A 24,690-nucleotide genomic window follows, 5' to 3' on the forward strand; every position below is an offset into this window, starting at 1 on the left:
CATGGGTTTCGACGGAGCCGTCGGCCGATCCGCCCCGGGGGGCGTGCGCGAGCACATCGCCTCGTCCTGGCGGCGTGCGCGGCTGGCGGGCATCGACCCTGACCGCGTCGACCGGCCGGAGATCGCGGAGGTCGACCGGGTCGGCCGGCTCGCGGTCGCCGCGGAGCCGGTGCTGCAGGCGCTGGCGGCCGAGCTCGCCGGTGAGCCGTTCTCGTTGCAGCTGGCCGACCGGGACTGCCGGATCCTCGACATCTGGTGCGACGACCGCACCCTCGACTCGGCCTTCGACGACATCGGCCTGGTGGTCGGGGCGGCCGCCGACGAGCAGGTGCTGGGGACCAACGGGATCGGCACGGCCGCCGAGACCGGCCGCGGCATCGCCGTCCACGGCGAGGAGCACTTCCTGGCCGGGCTCAAGGGCGTCAGCTGCTTCGGCCACCCGATCCGGCACCCGCTGCGCGGCCGTACCGAGGGCGTCCTCGACATCACGGTCGCCGGCGGGCGCGCCCACCCGCTGTTCGCGCCGCTGCTGTCGCGTGCCGCCCGGGACATCGAGGAGCGGATCGTCGAGACCGCCCGCGACGGCGACCGCAGGCTGTTCCTCGCCTTCCAGGAGGCCACCCGGCGGCGCTCGTCGCCGATCGTGGTCCTCGGTTCGGACGTGGTGCTGACCAACCGCGGCGCCGTCACCGTGCTGGGCGAGGGCGGGATGGACCTGCTCGCGACGCTGCGGACCGAGGTCGTCGAGAACGGGCCGCTGACCCGGGTGCTGGAGGCGCCCGACGGCGCCGGGATCCGGGTGCGGGCCGAGACCGTCGCGGACACCGCGGACGGGGTGCTGTTCCACCTCGTCCCGGTCCGTGCGGCGCCGCGCGAGCCGGTCCGCCGCACCGCGCGGCCGGTTCCCACCGGGCGCTCGGTGCTGGTCGCGGGTGAGCCCGGGACCGGGCGCAGCACCGAGGCGGCCCGGCTGCTCGGTACCGCCGACCCGGTCGTGCTGGCGGCCACCGACGCCCTCACCGGACCGTCCCGGGACTGGGCGGCCCGGCTGTCCGCGCTGGTCGGGGAGGGGGTGCCCGCGGTCGTCGTCGACGACGTGGACGTCCTGCCCGAGGAGCTCTGCACCGTGCTCCGCCCGCTGCTCGACGCCGGCCCGACCCGTCTCGTACTCACCTGCGGCCCGGTCGGGGAGCTGTCCGTCCCGGCGGCGCGGCTGGTCGCCCGGTGCGCGAGCCGCGTCGAGCTCGCGCCGCTGCGCGAACGCCGCGACGAGCTGCCCGGACTGGTCGCCGACATCGCCGCGCGGGTCCGGCCGGGCCGGGAGCTGATCCTGACCCGGTCCGCGGTCGCGGCGCTGTCCGCGTACGCCTGGCCGGGCAACCTCACCGAGCTGACCCGGGTGGTGACCGAACTGGCGCACCTGCCCGGGACCCGCCGGATCGACGTCGAGGACCTGCCGGAGCACCTGCGGCCCGGCCCGCGGATCACCCGGCTCGGCGGCCGGGAGCGCGCCGAACGGGTCGCGATCCAGCACGCCCTGACGGTCGCGGGCGGCAACAAGCGCGAGGCCGCGCGGGCGCTCGGGATCAGCCGCACCACCCTGTACCGCCGGATGCGCGCGCTCGACGTGGCGGAGACGTAGCCCGCCCGGCATGAGGCAGTGCGCACGTGTCCACATGTGGAACACGCCACACCCCCGGGGGTGGGACAGGATCCGGGGCGACACCGACGTCACCAGCGCAGAGGAGCGTGCCCGTGAAGACCAAGGCAGCAGTCGTCTACGAGGCCGGCAAGCCGATCGAGATCGAGGAGCTCGAGCTCGACGGGCCGCAGCAGGGTGAGGTCCTCATCCGCTACACCCACGCCGGGCTGTGCCACTCCGACGTCCACATCGCGCACGGCGACCTCGAGGCACGCCTGCCGATGGTCCTCGGGCACGAGGGCGCCGGGATCATCGAGGACGTCGGCCCGGGCGTCACCCGGGTGAAGCCGGGCGACCACGTCGTCTGCTCGTTCATCCCCAACTGCGGGGTCTGCCGCTGGTGCGCGACCGGGCAGCAGGCCATCTGCGACATGGGCGCGACCATCCTCGAGGGCTACCTGCCGGGCGAGCGCTTCCCCTTCACCGGGCCGAAGGGCCAGTACGGCGCGATGTGCATGCTGGGCACGTTCTCCCAGTACTCCACCATCCACCAGAACTCGGTGGTCAAGGTCGACGACGACCTCCCGCTGGACAAGGCCGTGCTCGTCGGCTGCGGCGTGCCCACCGGGTGGGGCTCCGCGGTCAACGCGGCGAAGGTCGAGCCGGGCGACACGGTGATCGTCGCCGGCGTCGGCGGCATCGGCATCAACGCCGTCCAGGGCGCCCGCTACGCCGGCGCGAAGAACCTCATCGCCGTCGACCCGCTGGCCAACAAGCGCGAGAAGGCGATGGAGCTCGGCGCCACGCACGCCGTCGCCACCGCCGCAGAGGCCGGTGACCTGGCCCGCGCCATGACCAACGGCAACGGCGCGGACAAGACGATCGTCACCGCGGGCATCGTGACCGAGGAGATCGTCACCGGCGCGTTCGAGAACACCGGCAAGGGCGGCACCGTCGTGCTGACCGGCCTGAACAAGCTCTCGACGACCAACGTCACGCTGCCGGGCTCGATCCTGACGCTGTTCAAGAAGACGGTGAAGGGCTCGCTGTTCGGCGACTGCAACCCGACCGTCGACATCCCCAAGATCCTCGGCCTCTACCAGAGCGGGGACCTGAAGCTCGACGAGATCATCACGCGGACCTACACCCTCGAGCAGGTCAACGAGGGCTACGACGACCTGCTCGCGGGCAAGAACGTCCGCGGCGTCCTCGTCCACGAGCACTGATGGGGTCTGTCACGAACCCCGCGGGACCGGCTGCGGCCGGTCCCGCGGGGACCCCCGTCGTCGGCCGCGGCCGGGAGGTCGAGCTCCTCGTCGCGGCGCTGGAGGCCGGCGCCCACGTCGTCCTGGAGGGCCCGCCGGGCACCGGGAAGACGACGCTGCTGCGGTCGGTGGCAGAGGAGGCCGAGCTCCCGTTCGTGTTCGTCGAGGGCAACGCCGAGCTCACCCCGGCCCGGCTGGTCGGGCACTTCGACCCGGCCCAGGTCCTGGAGCGGGGCTACAACCCCGAGACCTTCGTCGACGGCCCGCTGGCCGAGGCGCTGCGCTCCGGGGCCCTGCTCTACGTCGAGGAGATCAACCGGATCCCGGAGGAGACCCTCAACGTCCTCATCACCGTGATGAGCGAGGGCGAGCTGCACGTGCCCCGGCTGGGCCGCATCACCGCGCACGAGGGATTCCGGCTGGTCGCCGCGATGAACCCGTTCGACGCCGTCGGCACCGCCCGGATCTCCTCCGCCGTCTACGACCGGGTCTGCCGGATCGCGATGGGCTACCAGACCGCCGGGGACGAGACCGCGGTCGTCGCGCTGCGCGGCCCCGAGGTCGACGAGCAGTGGCGGGCCAAGGTCGTCTCCCTGGTCCGCCGGACCCGGGAGCACCCGGACGTGCACGTGGGCTCCTCGGTGCGCGGGGCGATCGACATCGTCCGCATCACCGCGGCGCTGGCGGCCCGGCGCGGCCGGGAGACCACCGACTGGCGGGCCGGGCTGGACGCGGCGCTGGTCGCGCTGTCCGGCCGCATCCGGCTCGCCGAGTCCGGCTCCCGCAGCGCCGAGGACATCGTCCGCGAGCTGTACACGGCCGAGTTCGGCCAGGAACCCGCCGACGACGCCGACGGGGCCCCGGACGGCGGTGATGCGTCGGGGGGAGCCTGAGCCCGCCACCGGCGGGCGGTCCCCGGCCCGCGGACGGCTCCACCCGTCCGTCCCGGCCGCGTGCGCGCCCGGAGGACCGCACGGTGGCCCGCAGCTCCCTGGCGGGCCACCCCGGGTTCACCGAGATCTCGCCCGAGGTCGGGGTGCTCGACCCCGACGCGTTCGACGCCGCGCTCGCCGAGCGTCCGGACGAGACGCTGACGCTGCTCGTCGACATGGGCAAGGCCACCGACGAGAAGCTGCGGGCGGCGGCCCGCAGGCTCGCCGGCCGGGTCGTGCTGGAGATCGGCCGGTCCGGCCGGGTCACCCGGCGCGGGATCGGCAGGCTGCGTGCGGTCCCGGCCGACCGCGGCGGCGACCTGGACCTGGACGCCTCGCTGGGCGCGGTCGCCGAGGCCCGCGCGGCGCGGCGCCCGGTCGGGCTCGACGAGCTGACCGCGCGCACCTGGGCGCGGCCCGCGCTCGCGTTGTGCCTGGTGGTGGACGCGTCCGGGTCGATGGGCGGGGACCGGCTCGCCGCGGCGGCGCTGACCGCCGCGGCCTGCGCGTTCCGGGCACCCGGTGACCACGCGGTGCTGTCGTTCGCCGCCGAGACCCGGGTCCTGCGCGACATCGGGTCCACCCGCCCGCCGTCGGCGGTCGTCGACCGGGTGCTGGGCCTGCGCGGGCACGGGGTGACCGCGCTGTCCGGTGCATTGCGGGCGGCCACCGCGCAGCTGGAACGGACGCGCGCGGAGCGGCGGATCGTCGTGCTGCTCTCGGACTGCCGGGCCACCGACGACCACGACCCGGTCCCGGCGGCGCGGCAGGTCCCGGAGCTGCTGATCCTGGCCCCGGAGTCCGACCACGAGCAGGCGGCCGAGCTGGCCGCGCGCAGCAACGCGCGGTGGGCGCCGGTCGCCGGCCCGTCGGACGCACCGGGGGTGCTGCGGTCCCTCCTGGGTGGCTGAGCCCCGCCCGGGACTCAGCCGCCCAGCACGTTCACGGCCCGGGAGACGACGAGCGCGATCGTCACCAGCGACACCAGCGCCTGGACGAGCATCAGCATCTTCGCCCACCGGCTCAGCGGCATCACGTCGGTGGGGCTGAACGCGGTGGCGTTGGTGAACGACAGGTACAGGTAGTCGGCGAAGCGGGGCTCCCAGTCGGCGTCGTGCGGGTCGGTGCTCTGCATCTGCACGAACAGGAAGTCCGCGGTGGGACGGCGCCCGTGCGCCCGTGCCGCCGGCCCGCCGCGGTCGAGCTGCCAGTACCAGACCGCGAACGCGATGATGTTGGTCAGCCAGATCGCCGCCCCGCTGGCCAGCAGCGGGGCGGCCGAGCCGCCGGAGGAGCCGTCGAGGATCGCGGTGACCAGCAGCCCCGCCGACACCGCGTTCGCGAGGCTCAGCAGCCCGACCAGGGTCAGCCCGAGGCCGCGCAGCAGCGCCGACTCGCGGTCCATCCGGGCCGGGCCGGCCACCGCGAGCACGACCAGCACCACCAGCTCCAGCGACGGCAGCAGCCACCGCGACACCAGGGTGAGCTGTTCGGGCAGCAGCAGCTGCAGCCCGATCGCGACGACGATCGCCGCCGCGGCGGGCCACCGGTGCTCGCCGGGGGTGACCCGCTTCCAGGCGGGCACGATGCGGCGCCCGCCGTCGCCGAGCCGGTCGAGCTCGCGGCGGATGGCGTCCAGGGTGTGCCGGTGCGGGTCGGCCGACGGGTCGCTCATGACCACGATCCTGCTCCTCGTCAGCGGACGGTGAACCACAGCAGGCAGCCGAGCCCGGCGACCACGCAGTAGATCCCGAACGGGCGCAGCGAGCGGGTCTCGAACCAGCGGGACAGGAACCGCACCGACAGGTACGCCCCGAGCCCGGACAGCAGGCTCCCCACCAGGATCTGCGGCCGGATGCCGTCCCCGAGCGGACCGGCGAGATCGCCCAGCTTCAGCACGCCCGCGGCCAGGATGACCGGCGTCGCGAGCAGGAACGACAGCCGCGCCGCGTCGACGTGCGGGAGGCCCTTGAGCAGCCCGGCCGCCATCGCGGACCCGGACCGGCTGATCCCCGGGGCGAGCGCGGCGATCTGGGCCGCGCCGACGGTCACCACGTCACGCACCGGCAGCCGGGCGATGCGGTGGTCGGAGGCGACCTCGGTGGCGAGCAGCACGGTGCCCGGCTCGGCGCCGCCGCCCGTCGTCGCGGGTGCGGGGTGCCGGCGCAGGTGCTCGACGACCAGCAGGACGGCGCCGTTGAGCACGAGGAACAGCGCGGTCGGGACGGGCAGTGCCAGGTAGGTGCGGAAGACCCGGTCGAGTGCGAGCCCGGCCAGCCCGACGGGGACGGTCGCGAGCACCAGCAGCCAGGCCAGGCGCTGGTCGGGGCCGCGGACCTCGCGGCGGGCCACCGAGGTCACCAGCCCGCGCACGATCCGCACCCAGTCGGCGCGGAAGTGCACGATCAGGGCCAGTGCCGTCGCCACGTGCAGGCCCACGACGAACGCCAGGTACGGCGACCGCGGTGCGCTCACGTCGAGGTCGGCGGCCCAGCTCCCGCCGACGACGGCGGGCAGCAGGATGCTGTGGCCGAGGCTGGAGACCGGGAACAGCTCGGCGACGCCCTGCATCGCCCCGATCACGATCGCCTCGGCCCAGGTCAACGTGCTCACCGCGTGGTCCTCTCCCGTGGTCCGGCCGTCCGACCCGGACGGTGCTCGCCGCGGGTGCCCCGGCGGGCGGCGACACGCCGGAGGTGCCCCGGGACGTCGGGGACGTTCGGCGCGAGGGGATCGACCCGGTCAGGACCGGGCGTCTGCGCGACGTCGCGAGCCGGTGGCGCGCACGATCGCGGTGCGCCCGAGGACCAGGGTCAGCCCGACGGCGAGCCCGCCGACGACGAGCAGCCAGGGCCGCGACTCCAGGTCGGTGGCGAGCCGGTCCCCGGCCGCGTAGCCGATCCCGACGAGCACCGCGGCGCGCACCGCGGTGGTGGGGACGATCCAGGCCAGGAAGCGGCGGTAGCCGACCTTGGACAGGCCGGCGGCCAGGTAGGCCGGGATCGCGCCGATGTCGACGAGCTTGGCGCCGATGACGATCCGCGGCAGGTGCGTGTGGACCTCGCGGGTCAGCACCTCGCGGCGCTCCTCGGTCAGGCCCAGCCGGTTCAGCACGCGGGCGACGGCCGGCCGGTCGCCGTTGCGGCCCAGCGCGTAGAGCGCGGTGTCCCCGACGACGTCGGCGACCAGCGCGGCCAGCCACACCCCCCACCAGGGGAGCTGCCCGGCCCCGGCGAGCGCGGCGGCGGCGACCGTGACGATCGGACCCTCGAGGAACGCGCCGACCCCGATCACGAGGAGCGACCGGACGGGCGCAGCAGGGATCGCGGCCAGCAGTGCGGCCACGGTGTCCGCGAGTCCGAACACGAACGCCTCCCATCAGGTCCTACACCGAATGGTGCCCTGTGTGCCGCACCGGGCGGCGAGCGGCCCGTCGTCGTCGCACGACGCGGGGTCCTCGTCACCGGGTGTGACGGCGTCGTCGGGTGGCGGTGTCGAGTCCCTGGCCGGGCCGGCCGCCGGGTCTCCCGGGGCGTCGTTGCCCGGCACATCGATCGTCCCACCGTCGACCGGGATCGGCAGGTCCGGAAGTCCCGCCACGGCCGTGAGCACGGCCACCGGTAGCACCGGTCCGGTGAGCGCGTCACCTGTCCGGGTGGCGCGGGCCCGCGACGACGACGGCGGCACCGTCCACGCCGACGACGAGCCCGGTGCGCCCCACCCGGTGGGAGAGCCAGTCGGCGGCTCCCGGACCGAGCGCGTAGGCGGTCGTCGCGTCGACGTCGGCCCGGGTCAGCGACACGTCGAGCACCGTCACCTGGGCCACGCCGCGCGGGACCCGGCCGGTGCGGCCGTCGACGACGTGGTGGCCGCGGTGCGCGGCGCCGGAGGTGGCGACCGCGCCGTCGACGACGGGGACGGTCGCGACCAGCCGCCCCGGGTCGGCGGGGTCCTCGATCCCGATCCGCCAGGGTTCCCCGTCGTCGGCGGCGCGGGCCTGGAGGTCCCCGCCCGCGGCGAGGCACCAGCCGGTGTCGTCGAGGGCACGCAGGTGCCGGCAGGCACGTTCGACGGCCCAGCCCTTCACCACGCCGGAGGGGTCGAGCCGCCCGTGCGGCCGGACGGTGAACGCCCCGCCCGAGGCGCGGGCCGCGGCGTCGCCGATCGCGAGGACCTCGGCGATCTCGTCGGGGGCGTCGGCGACGGTGAGCTCACCGCGCCCGATCCGGGAGACGGCGGAGTCCGGGCGGTAGGTGCTGAACACGGCGTCGGCGTGACGCAGGTCGGCGACGACGGCGGCCCACGCCTCGCGGGCGGCGGTGTCGGCGGCGTGCCTGCCGCGCAGGGCCAGCGACACCGCCGTCCCCATCACGTGGTCGACGTGGCGGACGGGCGCGGTCACGACGGCAGCCCCGCCCGGTCCAGCGCGCTCTGCAGCGAGGTGACGTAGCCGTCGCTGGTGTACGTCGCACCGCTGACCATGTCGATCCGGGAGCTCTGCGCGCCGAGGGTCTCGTCGACGAGCTGCGGGATCGCCTGGGAGTTGATCCGCCGGTCCGTGCCGCTGGAGTCCGGGTACTGCAGCACGTCGACGGCGGTGATCCGCCCGCCGGAGACCGAGACCTGCACCTGCACGGGGCCGTAGCGGGTCTGTGCGGTGTCCCCCGGGACGGTCGTGGAGCCGGAGCCGGAGCCGGAGCCGGTGACCGTGCCGCCGGTGGTGGAGGTCGTGCCCGGGCTCCGCACGGTCGGCGCGGCGGCCGTGGTGGTGTCGGGAGCCGAGGTCGAGGTGCGGTAGCCGAGGACCAGGGTGACCGCGCTGAGCGTGGCCATGACGGCGACGACGATGCGACGCACGGGGCTCACCATCCGAAGTGTTCGACGTGGACGCGGCCGGCGGGGACGCCGGCCGCGGTGAGGGTGCGCAGGACCAGGCCGGTCCAGACCTCGGGGCCGCAGACGTAGACGTCGCGGTGGGCCAGGTCGGGGACCCAGGTGCGCAGGGCGGTCAGGTCGTCGACGGGGCCGACACCGTGGCCCAGCCAGGAGCCGTCGCCGCGGCGACGCCCCGCGACGGGGACCAGCTCGCAGCCGCGTGTACGGGCCAGCGCCGTCAGCTCCCGGGCGAACAGCGGGGTGCCGCCGTAGCGGTGCACCAGGGTGACCCGGCCGGGTCCGGCGCAGAACTCCTCGGCCAGCGCCCGCAGCGGGGTGATGCCGACCCCGGCGCCGATCAGCAGCACGTCCGGGGCGGTGCGGGCGCGGGCGGTCAGCCGGCCGAACGGGCCCTCGACGAGCACCCGGGTGCCGGACCGCAGCCGGGCGACGGCGGCGCTGCCGTCGCCGAGGTCCTTCACGGTGATCCGCAGCGAGCGGCCGTCGGGCATCGCCGACAGCGAGTACGGGTGCCCGCGGGTCCAGCCGGTGCCGGACAGGAAACGCCAGGTCAGGAACTGTCCGGCGCGCGCACCGAGTGCGTCGAGGCGCCGGCCGGCCAGGTGCACCGACACGCTGCCGTCGCCCTCGGGCACGACCGCGGTGACGACGAGCCGGTGGCGCACCGAGCGGGCCAGCGGCAGCGCGATCCGCCAGACGAGCACGGCGAGCAGCGCGGCGGTCCACAGGCCCCACCAGAACACCGTCCGCGCCGCCGACCCGGTGAACTCCTGCCCGGTCCACAGCTGGTGCGGCAGGGCGAGCCCGACGCCGAGGTAGGCGTAGAGGTGCAGCAGGTGCCAGGACTCGTAGCGCAGCCGTACCCGGGCCGCGCGCACGCTGGTCACGACGACGAGCACCAGGCAGGCCGTGCCGGCGGCGGCCGGCAGCATCCCGGGCACGGTCCAGGTCATGTCCCACAGCTCGCCCGGGGCGGCGGACAGCTCGCCCGCGGCATAGCCCCAGGTGACCAGCCCGACGTGGGCGAGCATGCCGGTGAACGAGGTGAACCCGACGGTGCGGTGCAGCGCGGCCAGCCCGTCCTGGCCGAAGGCCCGCTCGAGCACCGGCACCCGGGCCATGAGCAGGACCTGCACCAGCAGCAGCACGGAGGCGAGCAGGCCGGTGAGCCGCCCGGCCGAGGTCAGGCCGGACTCCCAGCCGCCGAGGTCGCGGACGCCGCCGCCGGACGCCCACCACCCGGTGACGAGCAGCAGCGCGGCCCAGAGCGCGATCCCGGCGCCGAAGCGGACCCGGGAGTCGAGCCGGGCGTGCGCACCGGTCGCGGGGACGGCGGGCGGGCCGGCCGGTGCGGGGGCGGGCCGGAGGGTGAGGGTGGACATGGGCTCCCCGTGGGGCGGAGGTGGTCAGGTACCTCCGAGGCTCGCGGGGCCCGGTGAGGCGTCGGCGTGACCGTGGTCGGAATCCGGTAAGAGCCGCCCGGCGCCGACGGAGAACCCGATCGCGGCGCCCCCGCCGGGCCGGTTCCCGGCGAAGACGGTGCCGTCGTGGGCGAGCGCCACGTCACGCACGATGGACAGGCCGAGCCCGGAGCCGGGCAGCGCGCGGGCGGCGTCGGAGCGGTGGAACCGGTCGAAGATCCGCTCGGTCTCGTACCCGTCGGCGCCGTCGTGGACGCCGGGCCCCCGGTCAGCGACCGACACGGTGCCGCGTCGCACCACGACCTCGACGACATGTGCGGGGTCGGCGTCGAACTTGGCCGCGTTCTCCAACAGGTTCCCCACGGCACGCTCCAGCCCGCTCGCCCGGCCCCGCACCGGGCTCGGCGTGCCGTCGACGGTGATCGTCCGCCCGGTGCGCCGACGGGTGCGTTCCGCGGCGGAGCCGGCCACCGCGAGCAGGTCGACCTCGGTCTCGGGCTCGTCGGTGTGGCGGGCCAGTGCCAGCTCGACCAGCTCCTCGACGAGACGGGCCAGCTCCCGGGTCTCGCCGTCGACGTCGGCCACGAGGCGTTCGCGCGACTCCGGGGAGAGCCGGTCGATCCGGCGCAGCACGCTCGCGTTGGTGCGCAGGCTGGTCAACGGGGTGCGCAGCTCGTGCGCGGCGTCCTGGACCAGCCGTTCCTGGGAGTCGCGGGCCTCGGCGAGGCGGCGCAGCATCGTGTTCACCGACGCCGACAGCCGGGCGACCTCGTCGCGCCCCTCCACCGGAACGGTCCGCTCGCCCGGCCCGGACGCCGCCACCTCCTCGGTCAGCGCGGTCAGCCGGACCAGCCGCCGGGTGATCCGGCGGGCCAGCAGCCAGCCCAGGACGGCCGCGACCAGCGTGACGACGACGGCGGCCACCGCGATCTCCACGGCGGTCCCGGCGAGCACCCGGCTGGACCGGTCGACGTCGATGCCGACCTGGAGCGCCGCCCCGCCCACCGCGGTGGTGAGGACCCGGTAGGCCTGGTCGCCGACGCGGGTCTCGGCGCCCGCCGAGGCACCCCCGCGGGCCTGCGCCGCGAGCGCCCGGTCGGTGCCGGTCACCGGCAGTGCCACGTCCCGGCCGCCGAGGCGGGTGACGGTGCCGTCCGCGGCGACCCGCTGGGCGGTGAGCTGCTGCGGATCGTCCCAGCGGCCGCCGCCCTGCCCCACCGCCGGGCCCTCCGCGCCGACGGTCCGGCCCGGGTCGACGCCGCCGCCGCGCCCTCCGCCGTCGGGCAGGGCCGCGACCGGGGCGCCGAGCACGGCGGTCTGGCCGCCCGCCAGCGCGGTCGTCGCGGCCTGCAGGGAGCGGTCGATCTCGCCGGAGATCCGCTCGGACGCCGAGTGGTAGCTCAGTACCCCGACCGTCCCGGCGACGACGGCCGCGACCAGCGCGAACGCCAGCGCCAGCCGGGTCCCGAGGCTCACGACCGCCGCACCGTGTAGCCCACCCCGCGCACGGTGTGGATGACCTCCCCGGCGCCGGCGGCGGCGAGCTTGCGGCGCAGGTAGCCGACGTAGACGGCGAGGTTCTTGGAGTCCGCACCGAAGTCGTAGCCCCAGATCCGCTGGTAGACGCCGGAGTGGTCGAGCACGATCCCGGCGTTGCGGACCAGCAGCTCCAGCAGGTCGAACTCGGTCTTGGTCAGCGTCAGCTCGGTGGACTCCCACCACGCGCGGCGGGCCGCCGGGTCGACGCGCAGCCCGCCCACCGCCAGCACCGCGGCGCGCTCGCCCTCGACCGGAGCGGCCCGGCGCAGCAGCGCGCGGAGTCGGGCCAGCAGCTCGTCGAGCTCGAAGGGCTTCGGCAGATAGTCGTCGGCGCCCGCGTCGAGGCCCGCGACCCGGTCGGGGGTCTCGACCCGCGCGGTCAGCATCAGCACCGGCGTGCGGTCGCCGTCGGCGCGCAGCACGCGGCACACGCCGATGCCGTCGAGGGCGGGCATCATCACGTCCAGGACGAGGGCGTCGACCGGGTCGCGGCGCACCCGGGTGAGGACCTCGACGCCGTCGGCGGCACCCACGACCTCGTAGCCCTCCAGCTCCAGGGCGCGGGTGAGGGACTCACGGATCGCGCGGTCGTCGTCGGCGACCAGGACCGTCTGCGGCACGGCACCGATGATGCCGCAACGGTCTCACCGGGAGGTCGTGATCCCGTAGCGCTGCACCCGCCGGTACGCCGTCGCGCGGCTGATGCCGAGCGTCTCCGCGGCCCGGGTGACGCTCATGCCGTGCTCGGTGAGGCAGCGGACCAGCTCGTCGCGCTCCAGCGACTCGATCCGGGTCAGCGATCCGGATCGGGTGGCGAGCAGCTCCGGGGGCAGGTGCCGCACGTCGACGAGGCTGCTGCGGGCGGCGGCGTCGCGCACGGTGCGGCGCAGCTGCTCGACGTTGCCCGGCCAGGAGTAGGTGCGCAGCGCGCGGGCGGCGGCGTCGGTGAAGGTGACGCCGTCGCGGGCGAAGTGCGCGGCGAGCACCGGCACGTCCTCGGGACGGTGGCGCAGCGCCGGCACCTCGACGACGACGTCGAGCAGCCGTGACAGCGCGTCCGGTATCCCGTCGACACCGCCCGCGGTGACGCTCAGCGACGCCCGCGGCAGCGACCGGACCAGCGCCGCCAGCCGGGTCGCGACGGGCGCGGGCAGCTCGTGCACCCGTCCCGCGATGACCGCGGTGTCGTCCTTGCCCAGCTCCGGGGACCACAGCGACAACCAGGACACCGCGTCCTCGGCGGCCGGCGGGCGGGCGTGCAGCACCCGGTGCCGCGGGCGGACGGTGCGCAGGGCCGCGGCGAGCAGCGCGGACTTGCCGGCGCCGGGCTCGCCGACCACCCCGACCCGGGCGCCGTCGCGCAGCGCGTCGCGGACCTCGTCGAGCGCGGCGGCCCAGGCCGGGCCGAGCGCCGCGGTCCCGCCGACGGGCTGCGGGGCGACCCGGAAGACCTCGCCGCGCGGCGCGCGCCGGGGACTCGCGCCGCGTCCGTGCGCGAGCATCAGCGCCGAGGTCTGCCCGGCGGCGGTGCGCGCCAGCGCGAGCAGCAGACCGTCGGAGCGCTGCGACCAGGTGGTGAGGTTGATGCTGCCGAGCAGCGACCCGTCGACGGGGTCGAGCACGGGGGCCGCCGCACAGGTGTAGCCCCACAACCCGGTGCAGTAGTGCTCGTCGCCGCGGACCAGCGACGGGACCCGGTCGGCCAGGGCCAGGCCGAGCCCGGTGGTCCCCGCCTCCCGCTCGCCGAAGGCGAACCCGGGCGCGAGGTAGGTGCGGTCCAGCGCGTCGAGCAGGGCGCGCTCGTCGCAGAGCCGGGAGACGACGATGCCGTCGGCGTCGGTCAGCATCAGTGAGATCGGCTCGCCCGGCAGGCCCTCGTGCAGCCCGGCGAGCACCTCGCCGCCGCACCGGGCGAACAACGAGCCGTCGTCGACGGCGCCGGTGAACGCCGGGTCGACGGCCTCGGTGGGGGCGCCGTAGGTCTCGCTGCGCGCCCAGGACGCCGAGATCCGGGCCGGAGCCAGTGACTGCCCCATCGCGCGTACCTCCTCGTACCTGCTGCTCACGACCGTGTCACATCGGCGACGCCGTCGCGACGCCGTCTCGTCTCAGGTTGAGACGGTGATCACGACCGCCGGGGCGCCGCCGTTCCTACCTTCGGCCCTCGACGCGGGATCCCCCACCGGCCCGCGCAGTCGCGGGGTGCCCACCACCTCGCCGCGACCTGAGAGGGACGACGATGTACTCGAAGAACGGTGAGTCCTACTTCATCGTGGACGCCCACGTGGCGCTCTGGGACGCACGCCCGGAGAACCAGCGCAACATCCACGGCAAGCAGTTCATCGACTGCTTCTACGACTACCACCGCAACCTGAGCCCCGAGTCCGAGGTCTGGCCCTACGAGGACTACCTCTACCAGGGCGGCGAGCGGCTGATGAAGGACCTGTTCACCGACGGTCACGTCGACCACGCGGTGTTCCAGCCCGCCTACCTGGGCGAGTTCTACGACAACGGGTTCGGCCAGACCGAGGAGGCCTTCGCCCTCGCCCAGGCCCACCCGGACAAGCTGACCTACAACCACCACTGGGACCCCCGCAACGGGGAGCAGGGCCTGCGGCAGCTGCGCGAGGACGCGAAGCGCTTCGGCCTGAAGGGCGCGAAGCTCTACACCGCGGAGTGGCACGGCGAGTCCCGCGGCTGGAAGCTCGACGACCACTGGTCCTACAAGTACCTCGAGGCGGCCCAGGAGCTGGGCATCCGCAACATCCACATCCACAAGGGCCCCACCATCCGCCCGCTGGACCGCGACGCGTTCGACGTCGCCGACGTGGACAAGGTCGCCACCGACTTCACCGATCTGAACTTCGTCGTCGAGCACTGCGGCCTGCCGCGTCTCGAGGACTTCTGCTGGATCGCCACCCAGGAGCCGAACGTGCATGCCGGCCTGGCCGTCGCGATGCCGTTCATCCACACCCGGCCCAAGTACTTCGGACAGATCATCGGCGAGCTCCTGTACTGGCTGGGCGAGGACCGCATCCAGTTCTCGAGCGACTACGCGATCTGGACCCCGCGCTGGCTGGTCGAGCGCTTCGTGGACTTCGAGATCCCGGACGAGCTGTCCGAGTACGCGCCGCTGACCACCGCCCAGAAGAAGAAGATCCTGGGTCTCAACGCCGCGGCGATGTACGACATCGAGGTCCCCGCCGAGCTGCAGCTGCGCGACGAGACCCCGACCGAGGTCCCGGTGGCGTCGTGAGCGCCCCCGCCCTCGCCCGCACCTCGCGCACCGACCAGGCGTTCCGGGCGCTCGACGCCGTCGTCGACCCCGAGCTGGACGAGCCGATCACCGACCTGGAGTTCGTCCGTTCCCTCGACGTCGACGGCGACCGGGTCACCGTGCACCTGCGCCTGCCCACCGCGTTCTGCGCGCCGAACTTCGCCTACCTGATGTGCTCGGACGCGAAGGACGTGCTCTCCGCGCTGGACTGGACCGGCGAGGTGGTGGTCGAGCTCGACGACCACCACGACTCCGACCTCATCAACGCCGGGCTGGCCGCCGACGCCGGCTACAAGGGCACCTTCCGGCACGAGGCCGAGTCCGACCTCGACGAGCTGCGCGAGACCTTCCGGCGCAAGGCGCACACCGCGGCGATGGAGCGCTCGCTCACCGGGCTGCTGCGGGTCGACCCGGACCGGACGCCCGAGTCGCTGCACGGCGTCACGCTGGCCGACCTGCCCGCGGGTCCGGCCACCGACGCCCTGCTGCGCCGCCGCGCGGCGATCGGCCTGCCCACCGGCGGCGACCGGCCGGTCCTGGTCGGCCACGACGGCGTCCCGTACCCGGCCGAGCAGGTCCCGCTGAAGCTGCGGATGGCCCGCTCGGTGCGGATCTCCATCGAGGGCAACGCCCACTTCTGCCGCGGGCTCCTGAAGACCCGCTACCCCGAGTCCGTGAAGGGATCCGTGTCGTGAGAGCAGTACAGGTGGTCGGCTACCACCGGCCGATGGAGCTGACCGAGGTCCCGAAGCCGGAGGTCGTCGACCCGTTCGACGTCGTCGTCCGGATCGGCGGGGCCGGCGTGTGCCGCACCGACCTGCACGTCCTCGAAGGACAGTGGGCGGAGAAGTCCCAGGTGACGCTGCCGTACACGATCGGCCACGAGAACGCGGGCTGGGTCGAGTCCGTCGGGTCCGCGGTGACGCACGTGGCCGAGGGCGACGGCGTCATCCTGCACCCGCTCGCCACCTGCGGCCTGTGCCGCGCCTGCCGCTCCGGCGACGACGTGCACTGCACCGCTTCGGCGTTCCCGGGCATCGACACCCACGGCGGCTACGCCGAGTACCTGCGCACCTCGGCGCGCAGCGTCGTCAAGCTGGACCCGTCGCTGCAGCCCGCCGACGTCGCCGCCCTCGCCGACGCCGGCCTCACCGCCTACCACGCCGCGGCCAAGGCCTCCCGCCGGCTGGGACCGCGCGACACCTGCGTCGTCATCGGGGCGGGCGGGCTCGGCCACATCGGCATCCAGGTGCTGAAGGCGCTGACCCCGGCCCGGCTGGTCGTGCTCGACCGCAACCCGGACGCGGTGAAGCTGGCGCTGGAGATCGGCGCCGACGACGGGATCGTCGCCGACGGCGGGCAGGTCGACGAGGTCCTGTCGCTCACCGGCGGGAACGGCGCCGAGGCCGTGATCGACTTCGTCGGCGAGGGCGGCTCCACCGCGCAGGGCCTGGCGATGACCCGGCGCGCGGGGGACTACCACGTCGTCGGCTACGGGGAGAACGTCGACGTCCCGACGATCGACCTGATCTCGGCCGAGGTGAACGTGGTCGGCAACCTGGTCGGGTCCTACAACGACCTCTGCGACCTGATGGAGCTGGCCGCCCGCGGCCGGGTCACCCTGCACACCAGCACCTACGCCCTGGACGACTTCCAGTCCGCGCTCGACGACCTCGACGCCGGGAAGGTCAGGGGCCGCGCCATCCTGGTGCCCTGACCTGCTGTTCCGATCGCGGTCCCGCTCACGACGGCCCGTACCGGCGACGCCCGGTGCGGGCCGTCGCGCGTTCCGCGGAACGCGGTCAGCGGGGGCCGCGGCCGTCGAGCCGGGCCTGCACGGCGGCGGTGATCCGGGTCAGCGCGGCCACGTCGTCGTCGGAGAGGGCGTCGAAGACCAGCTCCCGCACGGTCTCCACGTGCCCCGGCGCCGCGGCCTCGATCGCCGCCCGGCCCGCCGCGGTGAGCACGACGTAGTTGCCGCGGCCGTCGTCGTCGCACTCCTCGCGGGCGATGAGGCCGCGTTTCTGCATCCGGGCCAGGTGGTGGGAGAGCCTGCTCTTCTCCCACTCCAGCAGCGTCGCCAGCTCCAGCACCCGGCACCGCTCGTCGGGCCGGTCGGTCAGGGCCACCAGCACGTCGAAGTCGGTGAGCGAGAGCCCCGACCCGGCCTGCAGCCGCCGGTGCAGCTCGCCCTGCAGGCGTGCCTGCATCCGGAGCAGCCCTCGCCAGGCCACCTGCTCGCGCTCGTCCAGCCACCGTGTCACGGCACCATCGTAGCGGAATAGTTGACGCATCACCTATGTTGCTGCAGGATGTAGATGACGGATCAACCAATGGTCCGTCGACGAGCAGAGGAGGAAGCCGTGCAGTTCGGAGTCTTCACGGTCAGCGACGTCACGCCGGACCCGACGACCGGCCGCACGCCGACCGAGGCCCAGCGGATCCAGGACGTCCTGACCATCGCGAAGCACGCGGAGCAGGTCGGGCTCGACGTCTTCGCGATCGGCGAGCACCACAACCCGCCGTTCTTCTCCTCGTCGCCGACCACCACGCTCGGCTACCTCGCCGGCGTCACCGAGACCCTGCAGCTGTCCACCTCGACCACGCTGATCACCACGAACGACCCGGTGAAGATCGCCGAGGACTTCGCGATGCTGCAGCACGTGGCGGGCGGCCGCGTCGACCTCATGCTCGGCCGCGGCAACACCGGCCCGGTCTACCCGTGGTTCGGCCAGGACATCCGCCAGGGCCTGAACCTGGCGGTCGAGAACTACGCGCTGCTGCGCAAGCTCTGGGACACCGAGGTCGTCGACTGGGAGGGGCACTTCCGCACCCCGCTGCAGGGCTTCACCTCGACCCCGCGCCCGCTCGACGGCGTCGCGCCGTTCGTGTGGCACGGCTCGATCCGCAGCCCCGAGATCGCCGAGCAGGCCGCCTACTACGGCGACGGCTTCTTCCACAACCACATCTTCTGGCCGGCGTCGCACACGAAGCGGATGGTCGAGTTCTACCGCACGCGCTGGGAGCACCACGGTCACGGACCGGCCGACCGCGCGATCGTCGGCCTCGGTGGGCAGGTGTTCATGCGTCGCAACAGCCAGGACGCGGTGCGCGAGTTCCGGCCGTACTTCGACAACGCCCCGGTCTACGGGCACGGGCCCTCGCTGGAGGACTTCACCCGCGAGACCCCGCTGACCGTCGGCAGCCCGCAGCAGGTCATCGAGCGGACGCTCGGCTTCCGCGACTACGTCGGTGACTACCAGCGCCAGCTGTTCCTCATCGACCACGCGGGCCTGCCGCTGAAGACCGTGCTGGAGCAGCTCGACCTGCTGGGCGAGGAGGTCGTGCCGGTGCTGCGCCGCGAGTTCGCCGCGCTGCGCGCGCCGGGTGTGCCGGACGCACCGACCCACGCCTCGCTGGTCGCCGCCCGCGACGCCGCGGTCACCGGCAGCACCGACAGCGCCGACAGCACCGGGACGCAGGAGAAGGAGGTCGCGTGATGACCACCCGCAGGATCGTCGTGCTCAGCGCCGGGCTGTCGACGCCGTCGTCGACCCGGCTGCTGGCCGACCGCCTCGCCGCCGCGGTCACGGCCGCGCTGGCCGAGCGCGGTGAGCGGGCCGAGGTGCAGGTCGTGGAGCTGCGCGAGCACGCCCGCGACCTGGCCGACCACCTGGTCGCCGGCTTCCCGAACACGGCGCTGGCGCCGGTGCTGGAGTCGGTGGCCGCCGCGGACGCCGTCGTCGCCGTGACGCCGATCTTCTCGGCGTCCTACAGCGGGCTGTTCAAGACCTTCGTCGACGTCCTGGCCCGCGACGCGCTGACCGGCACCCCGGTGCTGCTCGCCGCGACCGGCGGCACGGCGCGCCACTCGCTGGCCCTGGAGCACGCGATGCGCCCGCTGTTCGCGTACCTGCGGGCCGCGACGGTCCCGACCGCGGTGTTCGCCGCGCCCGAGGACTGGGGCGCGACCGAGGTGGGCACCACACTGGAGGGCCGTGTCGGGCGCGCCGCGGGCGAGCTGGCCGACGCCGTCGCCGCCCGGCCGCCGGCCACCCGCACCGACCTGTTCGCCGACGTCCCCGACTTCACCGCACTGCTGAAGGGCTGACCACCATGACCGACACCGGCACCCCCACCGACACCGCCGCGCTCGACGCCGCCCGCGACCGGATCCGGTCCACCCACCTGAAGCCGGCGGGGGAGCGGCCGGCCTCGACCGCCCGCGGCCTGCACCACACCGCCCTGGTGAGCTCGGACGTCGAGCGGACCGTGCGCTTCTACCAGGACGTGCTGGGCTTCCCGCTCACCGAGCTGATCGAGAACCGGGACTACCCGGGGTCCTCGCACTTCTTCTTCGACATCGGCAACGGGAACCTGCTCGCGTTCTTCGACTTCCCGGGCCTCGACGTCGGCCCCTACGCCGAGGTCCTCGGCGGGCTGCACCACATGGCGATCAGCGTCGAGCCGCAGCGGTGGGACGAGCTCGTCGCGCGGCTCACCGAGGCCGGGGTGGAGCACGAGGTGCACTCCGGTGTCTCGGTCTACTTCCGCGACCCCGACGGCGCCCGCATCGAGCTCATCGCCGACCCGCTGGGGGAGATGTACGGCCAGCACGTGCTGTGAGCGGGGTGTTCACCGGCGGACGCTGACGTGGACGTGGTCGAAGTGCCCGCCGGTGGCGTCCTCGGGGTCGTAGACGCCGCCGCCGTTGTAGGGCCGGCCCCAGTTCTCCCGGCCCTCCCCGGAGTCCCCGGTGCCGCGGTACCAGATCCGGCCCTGCCAGATCACGTAGCGGACCCGCAGCTCGGAGGCGTTGTCGCGCGCCCAGTTCGCGACCGCCCAGCCGTCCTCCAGGTCCTGCCCGGCGGGGAACTCGCCGTAGCGGGCGGGGAACGCGTCGCACGCCCGGCCCGCGGGGTGGTCGCTCGACGGGTTCCACGCGTGCTCCGACCAGCACGTGATCGCCCGCACCGGCGCCCCCGGGCCCGGCTCGCCGAACCGCCCGACGAGGGCGTCGTGCAGGCGCAGCGCGGACGGGGTGAGGCAGCCCGACGTCGTCGGGTCCGGCTGGTCGCACTGCTCCGGCGGGGGCGGGTCGACCAGGTCGCGCAGGTCGTCGGGGGTGAACCCGCGGCTTCCGGCGAACCAGGCCAGACCGCCGACGAGCAGGGCCAGCACGAGGAGCACGCCCAGCACCGGGGCGACGCGGGTCTTCACGGGGGCTTCGTCCGTTCTGTCGGAGTGCCTCCCACGGTACGGCGATGAGTCCGGTGCCCGCCGACGGTCGACACCACGACACCGCCCGCGAGGAGGCACCCATGACCGTCGTGACCACGGATCTGCTCGACCGCCCGGACGCCCGCATCACCTTCGACGTCCGCGGCACCGGCCCGCTGCTGGTGCTCGTCGGCTCGCCGATGGGTGCCGAGGGCTTCGGCCCGCTCGCCGACGCGATGGCCGACGACCACACCGTCGTCACGTTCGACCCGCGCGGCACCGGCCGCAGCCCCGCCGACGACCCGGACACCGACTCCACCGTCGCGCTGCGGGCGGCCGACCTCGCCGCGCTCCTCGAGCGCGTCGGCGGCGCCCCCGCCACCCTGTTCGGCTCCAGCGGCGGGGCTGTGGTGTCGCTGGCGCTGGCACAGGCGCGCCCCGAGCTGGTGGGGGTCGTCGTCGCGCACGAACCGCCGCTGGAGGAGCTGCTGCCCGACGCGGCGGAGCACCGCGCGGCGACCGAGCAGATCATCGGCACCTACCGGGAGCAGGGCGCCGCCGCGGCCTGGGCGCTGTTCCTGGCGTCGGCCGGGCTGGCGGGCGCGGCACCCGGCGACGCCGCGGCGAGCGCGGCCGACGACGCCGGGCTCCCCGCGACCGACGGCGCCGCGACCGCGCAGCAGGCCGCCGACGAACGGCACTTCTTCCTGCACGAGATGCGCGAGACGGTCCGGTGGCGTCCGGACCCGCAGCGGCTGCGCGGGCGGCGGGTCGTCGTCGGCGTCGGGTCCGCCTCGGCCGGGCAGATCTGCGACCGGACCTCCCGGGCGCTGGCCGCGGAGCTGGGCCGGGACCCGGAGCCGTTCCCCGGCGGGCACGTCGGGTGGCTGGAGGACCCCGCCGGTTTCGTCGCCCGGCTGCGGGAGGTGCTGGCGCGCACCTGACAGCGGCCGCGCGGTGGCAGGATGGCGCGGTGATCAGCACGACCGCTGCGGGTGACGCCGTCCGCGCCCGGCCCGACTCCGAGCGTCGCCGCCGGGCCCGGGCCGCCCTGCACGACCTGCTCCCGCAGCTGTCCCGGGAGGCGGTCGCCGCGCTGGGCGCGGTCGAGGCGGCGGGGTTCCTCGCCCGCACCGAACGCTGGTACGCCGACGCGCACCTGCCGCTGGACGCCCTCTACGGCGCCGTCGCCGACCCGGGCGGGCTGACCGCCCGGCTGGTGCGCGCCGCGCTGGCCGCCGCGGCCGCCCGCCCGCAGGCGCTGCGCGAGCTCGACCGCCGCCGCGAGGTCGACGGCGACTGGTTCCAGGACCCCCGCACCGTCGGCTACGTCGCCTACACCGACCGCTTCGCGGGCACCCTGCGCGGCATCCGCACCCGCCTGGACCACCTGTCCGACCTGGGCGTGCGGTACCTGCACCTGATGCCGCTGCTCAAGCCGCGCGACGGCGAGAACGACGGCGGGTACGCCGTCGCCGACTACACCGCCGTCGACCCGCGGCTGGGCACGATGGACGACCTGGAGTCCCTCGCCGGGGCGCTGCGCGAGCGCGGGATGAGCCTGTGCGTGGACCTCGTCCTCAACCACACCGCCGCCGAGCACCCGTGGGCGCGCGGCTGGCTCGCCGGCGACCCGCGCTACGCCGGCTTCTACACCGCCTACCCGGACCGGGAGATGCCCGACGCCTGGGAGGCGACGATCCCCGACGTCTTCCCCGACCGCGCGCCCGGATCGTTCAGCTGGGTGCCCGGGGCGGGCGGCGGCGACGGCGGCTGGGTGTGGACGACGTTCTGGGACTACCAGTGGGACCTCGACTGGACCTGCCCCGAGGTGTTCGCCGCGATGCTCGGCACCGTGTTCACCCTGGCCGGACGCGGGGTCGAGGTCCTGCGCATGGACGCGGCGCCGTTCCTCGGCAAGCGGCTCGGCACGAACTGCCAGAACCAGCCCGAGGCCCACGACGTGCTGCAGGCGCTGCACGCGCTCACCCGGATCGCGGCCCCGGCGGTGGTCTTCAAGGCGGAGGCGATCGTCGCGCCCGACGACCTCGTCGGCTACCTCGGCGCGCACGACCGCTACCGCCCCGAGTGCGAGCTGGCTTACCACAACCAGCTCATGGTGATGCTGTGGTCGAGCCTGGCCACCCGCGACGCCCGCCTCGCCGCGCACGCGCTGCGCCGCATGACCCCCGCCCCGTCGACGACGGCGTGGGCGACCTACGTCCGCTGCCACGACGACATCGGCTGGGCCGTCTCCGACGTCGACGCCGCCGCCGTCGGCTGGGACGGCCCGTCGCACCGGCGGTTCCTCAACGACTTCTTCGCCGGACGCTTCCCGGGCAGCTTCGCCCGCGGCGCCCTGTTCCAGGAGGACCCGGACACCGGGGACGCCCGCATCTCCGGCAGCGCCGCCGCGCTCTGCGGCATCGACGACGCCCGCGCCCGCCACGACCCCGCCGCCCTCGACGCGGGTGTGCGACGCCTGCTGCTCGCGCACGCCGTCGTCTACGGCTGGGGCGGCATCCCCCTGCTCTACATGGGCGACGAGCTGGCCCTGGCCAACGACACCGGCTACCGCGCCGACCCCGAGCGCGCCGCGGACAACCGGTGGATGCACCGGCCCCCGATGGACGAGGCCGCGTTCGCCCGCCGCTACGACCCGGACACCGTCGAGGGGCGGGTGTTCGGTGCGCTGACCGGGTTCGCCGCGGTGCGGGCCGAGCTGCCCGCGCTGCACGCGTCGGCGCCGGTGGAGGTGCCCGTGCTCGACGACCCGGCGGTGCTCGGGTGGACGCGGCGGCACCCGCGCGGCGGCCGCTTCGTCGGGCTGGTCAACGTGTCCGAGCGGCCCGCCTCGGTCGACGCCGCCCTGGTCACCGGCCTGGACACGGTGCTGTCCTCCGACGGGCCGGTCCGCACCGAGGGCGGGCGGGCCCACCTCCCGCCGCTGTCCTGGGCGTGGCTCGCGGAGCCGTGAGCCACGCCCGGCGCCCTCAGTAGCTCCCGAACGGCGTGCCGCCCCCGAACAGCGGTGACGTGCCCAGCGCCGACCGGAGCTCCAGGTACACCACGAGCCCGTAGACCACCCCGGCCAGGAAGACCAGGCAGGACAGCGACACCAGCACGTAGGTGAGGACCCGCAGCACGGTCAGCGCGGTCGGGTCCTTCGCGACCCGCACCGGCGCGGCGGCCGTGGCGGGGGCGGCCGGGGCCGCCGCGGCCGCGCGGGGCGTCGTGGTCACCGGCCCGGTCGCCTCGACGGCCGGTGCGGCCGCCGCCGTGTCGGCGGACCGTCCGGTCGCGCCGAACCGGGCCGCGGCGGCCTCGGCCACCGTCGCCGGGCGACGGCCGCCGGACTCCGACGGCGGACGCGGCGCGGGCACCGCCCCGGCGCCGGTCCCGACGGCGGAGCGCTCGACGACCGCGGTCCCGCCGCTCTCGCCGTACCCGGGCCGTCCGTGCCCGGCGCGGTCGTACCCGGCCCGGTCGTCGCCGGAGTCGCGGCCGGACGTGGCGGCGGCGAGCGGCCCGTCCCCGACGACCTCGTCCCGGGGCAGGTCCTCGTGGTCCGCGACGTGGTCCGGGTCGTCGTACGGGACGGCCGGGCGGACCGGCTCGTCCTCCTCCGGGGTCCGCGCGCGCCCGTACCCGGAGCCGGTGGGGCCGGGGTAGGGCGGGCCGCCGTCGATCGCGGTCCCGCCGCGGGACCCGGGGTCGCCGTACTCGCCGTAGGCGGCCCGGGTCGGGGTGACCGGCTCCTCGGGCTGGCGGTGCGCGGCCCGGCCGTACGGGCCGTACCCGCCGTCGTCGGGGTCGTCGCCGCCCGGCTGCGACCCGCCCGCCGGCACGGGGGCGCCGTAGCCCTCGTAGCGCATCGGTGCGGCGTACCCGGCCCGCCCGACGGTCGGCTGCGGACCGGTCCCGCCGTACAGCTCGCCGAATCCCTCCGGGTCGGTGGGCGTCGCCCGCTCCACCGGCCGCGACGACCGCAGGTCCGGGTAGCCGCCCTGGTAGGAGTCCTCGGGGAACTCGTGGTCGTCGAACCCGTGCCGCGGTCGCGGCGACGGCCGTGCGCGGTCGGCGTCGGCACCGCGCGGGCCGGGGCTGGGTCGGTGCTGCGGGCCGGTCATGGCAGGACCTCCGGGGTACGGCGTCACGGTCGGCGACACGTGCTGTGTCACCTCTACCGCCGGTCGTACCCACGGCGTTAGCCCTGACGACCTACAGTCACCCGGTCCGGCGAGGTGAAATCACCGGGTGTACACCCCGGTCGGGGAATCGTGGTACCCCTTCGCCCCGACGGCGTCGGCCAGCGGGCTGCGCGGCGGCCCGCCGTCACGCACCCGCGCGACGACGGCGTCGACGTCCCAGACCGGGGTCCAGCCGAGCTCGGCGACCGCCCGGTCCGGGCAGTACACCCGGTCCACCGGCGGGACCCGCCCCCCCCCCCCCGCCCGCACCGCGGCCCCCGCCCGGGGCCCCCCCCCCCCCCCCTGCC

24 protein-coding genes and 1 pseudogene are annotated in these 24,690 nt (G+C 75.2%); 12 read left to right on the forward strand and 13 right to left on the reverse strand.

What is annotated here, in order from left to right; all coding sequences use genetic code 11:
* Position 1: 1 nt before the first annotated feature.
* From ND486_RS28460 to ND486_RS28475, 4 genes are all read left to right on the forward strand, one after another.
* Complete coding sequence (locus ND486_RS28460; RefSeq protein ID WP_251787392.1) at positions 2-1,642, forward strand: sigma-54-dependent Fis family transcriptional regulator; 1,641 nt, start codon at positions 2-4, stop codon at positions 1,640-1,642.
* A gap of 113 nt (positions 1,643-1,755) precedes the next feature.
* On the forward strand, positions 1,756-2,868 hold the full coding sequence (locus tag ND486_RS28465) for an NDMA-dependent alcohol dehydrogenase (protein WP_251787393.1): 1,113 nt from the start codon (positions 1,756-1,758) through the stop codon (positions 2,866-2,868).
* Positions 2,868-3,800 (forward strand): MoxR family ATPase, encoded by a 933-nt coding sequence (locus ND486_RS28470; RefSeq protein ID WP_251787394.1) that lies wholly within the window; start codon positions 2,868-2,870, stop codon positions 3,798-3,800. Before ND486_RS28465 ends, ND486_RS28470 begins: the two co-directional genes overlap by 1 nt.
* 83 nt (positions 3,801-3,883) lie before the next feature.
* Positions 3,884-4,750 (forward strand): VWA domain-containing protein, encoded by an 867-nt coding sequence (locus tag ND486_RS28475; RefSeq protein ID WP_251787395.1) that lies wholly within the window; start codon positions 3,884-3,886, stop codon positions 4,748-4,750.
* A gap of 14 nt (positions 4,751-4,764) precedes the next feature.
* On the opposite strand, the gene ND486_RS28480 is transcribed toward ND486_RS28475, so the two are convergent.
* From ND486_RS28480 to ND486_RS28520, 9 genes are all read right to left on the reverse strand, one after another.
* The gene (locus tag ND486_RS28480; RefSeq protein ID WP_251787396.1) at positions 4,765-5,514 is read right to left on the reverse strand and encodes a DUF1345 domain-containing protein; all 750 of its coding nucleotides are present in this window, start codon (positions 5,512-5,514) and stop codon (positions 4,765-4,767) included.
* Positions 5,515-5,534: 20 nt separating this feature from the next.
* Positions 5,535-6,452 carry an undecaprenyl-diphosphate phosphatase gene (locus ND486_RS28485; RefSeq protein WP_251787397.1) on the reverse strand — a complete coding sequence of 306 codons (918 nt, stop codon included), beginning with the start codon at positions 6,450-6,452 and terminating at the stop codon, positions 5,535-5,537.
* Between the two features lie 129 nt (positions 6,453-6,581).
* The gene (locus ND486_RS28490; protein ID WP_251787398.1) at positions 6,582-7,205 is read right to left on the reverse strand and encodes a DedA family protein; all 624 of its coding nucleotides are present in this window, start codon (positions 7,203-7,205) and stop codon (positions 6,582-6,584) included.
* 277 nt (positions 7,206-7,482) lie between these two features.
* The gene (locus tag ND486_RS28495; RefSeq protein ID WP_251787399.1) at positions 7,483-8,241 is read right to left on the reverse strand and encodes an FAD:protein FMN transferase; all 759 of its coding nucleotides are present in this window, start codon (positions 8,239-8,241) and stop codon (positions 7,483-7,485) included.
* Positions 8,238-8,708, reverse strand: coding sequence for an FMN-binding protein (locus ND486_RS28500; protein ID WP_374231992.1), 471 nt, complete (start codon positions 8,706-8,708; stop codon positions 8,238-8,240). Before ND486_RS28500 ends, ND486_RS28495 begins: the two co-directional genes overlap by 4 nt.
* Positions 8,702-10,117, reverse strand: a complete 1,416-nt coding sequence (locus ND486_RS28505) for a ferric reductase-like transmembrane domain-containing protein (protein WP_251787401.1) — start codon at positions 10,115-10,117, stop codon at positions 8,702-8,704. The genes ND486_RS28500 and ND486_RS28505 overlap by 7 nt, the downstream gene beginning before the upstream one ends.
* A gap of 24 nt (positions 10,118-10,141) precedes the next feature.
* A complete protein-coding gene (locus ND486_RS28510) occupies positions 10,142-11,632 on the reverse strand; it encodes a HAMP domain-containing sensor histidine kinase (protein ID WP_251787402.1) in 1,491 nt (496 codons plus the stop codon).
* Positions 11,629-12,315, reverse strand: coding sequence for a response regulator transcription factor (locus ND486_RS28515; protein WP_251787403.1), 687 nt, complete (start codon positions 12,313-12,315; stop codon positions 11,629-11,631). Before ND486_RS28515 ends, ND486_RS28510 begins: the two co-directional genes overlap by 4 nt.
* A 24-nt stretch (positions 12,316-12,339) precedes the next feature.
* Positions 12,340-13,761 (reverse strand): helix-turn-helix domain-containing protein, encoded by a 1,422-nt coding sequence (locus tag ND486_RS28520; RefSeq protein ID WP_251787404.1) that lies wholly within the window; start codon positions 13,759-13,761, stop codon positions 12,340-12,342.
* 173 nt (positions 13,762-13,934) lie between these two features.
* Here ND486_RS28520 and ND486_RS28525 point away from each other — a divergent pair, with 173 nt between their 5' ends.
* Genes ND486_RS28525 through ND486_RS28535 form a run of 3 tightly spaced genes read left to right on the forward strand, consistent with a single transcriptional unit; the run spans position 13,935 to position 16,689 of the window.
* On the forward strand, positions 13,935-14,951 hold the full coding sequence (locus tag ND486_RS28525) for an amidohydrolase family protein (RefSeq protein ID WP_073576701.1): 1,017 nt from the start codon (positions 13,935-13,937) through the stop codon (positions 14,949-14,951).
* The gene (locus ND486_RS28530; RefSeq protein ID WP_251787405.1) at positions 14,948-15,667 is read left to right on the forward strand and encodes an iron-sulfur cluster assembly protein; all 720 of its coding nucleotides are present in this window, start codon (positions 14,948-14,950) and stop codon (positions 15,665-15,667) included. The genes ND486_RS28525 and ND486_RS28530 overlap by 4 nt, the downstream gene beginning before the upstream one ends.
* Positions 15,664-16,689 carry an NAD(P)-dependent alcohol dehydrogenase gene (locus ND486_RS28535; RefSeq protein WP_251787406.1) on the forward strand — a complete coding sequence of 342 codons (1,026 nt, stop codon included), beginning with the start codon at positions 15,664-15,666 and terminating at the stop codon, positions 16,687-16,689. Before ND486_RS28530 ends, ND486_RS28535 begins: the two co-directional genes overlap by 4 nt.
* Before the next feature lie 85 nt (positions 16,690-16,774).
* On the opposite strand, the gene ND486_RS28540 is transcribed toward ND486_RS28535, so the two are convergent.
* The gene (locus tag ND486_RS28540) at positions 16,775-17,236 is read right to left on the reverse strand and encodes a helix-turn-helix domain-containing protein (protein WP_251787407.1); all 462 of its coding nucleotides are present in this window, start codon (positions 17,234-17,236) and stop codon (positions 16,775-16,777) included.
* Between the two features lie 99 nt (positions 17,237-17,335).
* Between ND486_RS28540 and ND486_RS28545 the strand changes: the two genes are divergently transcribed.
* The 3 genes from ND486_RS28545 to ND486_RS28555 are packed head-to-tail and all read left to right on the forward strand — an operon-like array spanning position 17,336 to position 19,598.
* Entirely contained in the window at positions 17,336-18,472 is a 1,137-nt protein-coding gene (locus ND486_RS28545; protein ID WP_251787408.1) for an LLM class flavin-dependent oxidoreductase, read from the forward strand.
* Positions 18,472-19,083, forward strand: a complete 612-nt coding sequence (locus ND486_RS28550; RefSeq protein WP_251787409.1) for a CE1759 family FMN reductase — start codon at positions 18,472-18,474, stop codon at positions 19,081-19,083. Before ND486_RS28545 ends, ND486_RS28550 begins: the two co-directional genes overlap by 1 nt.
* 5 nt (positions 19,084-19,088) lie before the next feature.
* Positions 19,089-19,598, forward strand: a complete 510-nt coding sequence (locus ND486_RS28555; protein WP_251787410.1) for a VOC family protein — start codon at positions 19,089-19,091, stop codon at positions 19,596-19,598.
* A gap of 9 nt (positions 19,599-19,607) precedes the next feature.
* On the opposite strand, the gene ND486_RS28560 is transcribed toward ND486_RS28555, so the two are convergent.
* Positions 19,608-20,192: a hypothetical protein gene (locus ND486_RS28560; protein WP_251787411.1), complete on the reverse strand. Its 585-nt coding sequence runs from the start codon at positions 20,190-20,192 to the stop codon at positions 19,608-19,610.
* Between the two features lie 101 nt (positions 20,193-20,293).
* Here ND486_RS28560 and ND486_RS28565 point away from each other — a divergent pair, with 101 nt between their 5' ends.
* Together ND486_RS28565 and ND486_RS28570 are read left to right on the forward strand one after the other, a co-directional pair.
* Positions 20,294-21,136, forward strand: a complete 843-nt coding sequence (locus ND486_RS28565; RefSeq protein WP_251787412.1) for an alpha/beta fold hydrolase — start codon at positions 20,294-20,296, stop codon at positions 21,134-21,136.
* A 29-nt stretch (positions 21,137-21,165) separates the two neighbouring features.
* Positions 21,166-23,169 (forward strand): alpha-amylase family protein, encoded by a 2,004-nt coding sequence (locus tag ND486_RS28570; RefSeq protein WP_251787413.1) that lies wholly within the window; start codon positions 21,166-21,168, stop codon positions 23,167-23,169.
* Positions 23,170-23,185: 16 nt separating this feature from the next.
* On the opposite strand, the gene ND486_RS28575 is transcribed toward ND486_RS28570, so the two are convergent.
* Both ND486_RS28575 and ND486_RS28580 read right to left on the reverse strand, forming a co-directional pair.
* On the reverse strand, positions 23,186-24,322 hold the full coding sequence (locus tag ND486_RS28575) for a hypothetical protein (RefSeq protein ID WP_251787414.1): 1,137 nt from the start codon (positions 24,320-24,322) through the stop codon (positions 23,186-23,188).
* 120 nt (positions 24,323-24,442) lie between these two features.
* Positions 24,443-24,690 (reverse strand): annotated as a pseudogene (locus ND486_RS28580) (NAD(P)-dependent oxidoreductase); the annotation flags it as partial.

This window comes from Pseudonocardia sp. DR1-2 (assembly GCF_023717215.1).
In the GTDB taxonomy this organism is placed as follows: Bacteria; Actinomycetota; Actinomycetes; order Mycobacteriales; family Pseudonocardiaceae; genus Pseudonocardia; species Pseudonocardia alni.

What these genes read in the sequence shown, in the direction of transcription:
- ND486_RS28525 (WP_073576701.1), top strand. Translation starts at nt 13,935, where the DNA reads ATGTACTCGAAGAACGGTGAGTCCTACTTCATCGTGGACGCCCACGTG.
- ND486_RS28505 (WP_251787401.1), bottom strand. Translation starts at nt 10,117, where the DNA reads ATGTCCACCCTCACCCTCCGGCCCGCCCCCGCACCGGCCGGCCCGCCC.
- ND486_RS28470 (WP_251787394.1), top strand. Translation starts at nt 2,868, where the DNA reads ATGGGGTCTGTCACGAACCCCGCGGGACCGGCTGCGGCCGGTCCCGCG.
- ND486_RS28550 (WP_251787409.1), top strand. Translation starts at nt 18,472, where the DNA reads ATGACCACCCGCAGGATCGTCGTGCTCAGCGCCGGGCTGTCGACGCCG.
- ND486_RS28565 (WP_251787412.1), top strand. Translation starts at nt 20,294, where the DNA reads ATGACCGTCGTGACCACGGATCTGCTCGACCGCCCGGACGCCCGCATC.
- ND486_RS28555 (WP_251787410.1), top strand. Translation starts at nt 19,089, where the DNA reads ATGACCGACACCGGCACCCCCACCGACACCGCCGCGCTCGACGCCGCC.
- ND486_RS28460 (WP_251787392.1), top strand. Translation starts at nt 2, where the DNA reads ATGGGTTTCGACGGAGCCGTCGGCCGATCCGCCCCGGGGGGCGTGCGC.
- ND486_RS28480 (WP_251787396.1), bottom strand. Translation starts at nt 5,514, where the DNA reads ATGAGCGACCCGTCGGCCGACCCGCACCGGCACACCCTGGACGCCATC.
- ND486_RS28575 (WP_251787414.1), bottom strand. Translation starts at nt 24,322, where the DNA reads ATGACCGGCCCGCAGCACCGACCCAGCCCCGGCCCGCGCGGTGCCGAC.
- ND486_RS28500 (WP_374231992.1), bottom strand. Translation starts at nt 8,708, where the DNA reads ATGGTGAGCCCCGTGCGTCGCATCGTCGTCGCCGTCATGGCCACGCTC.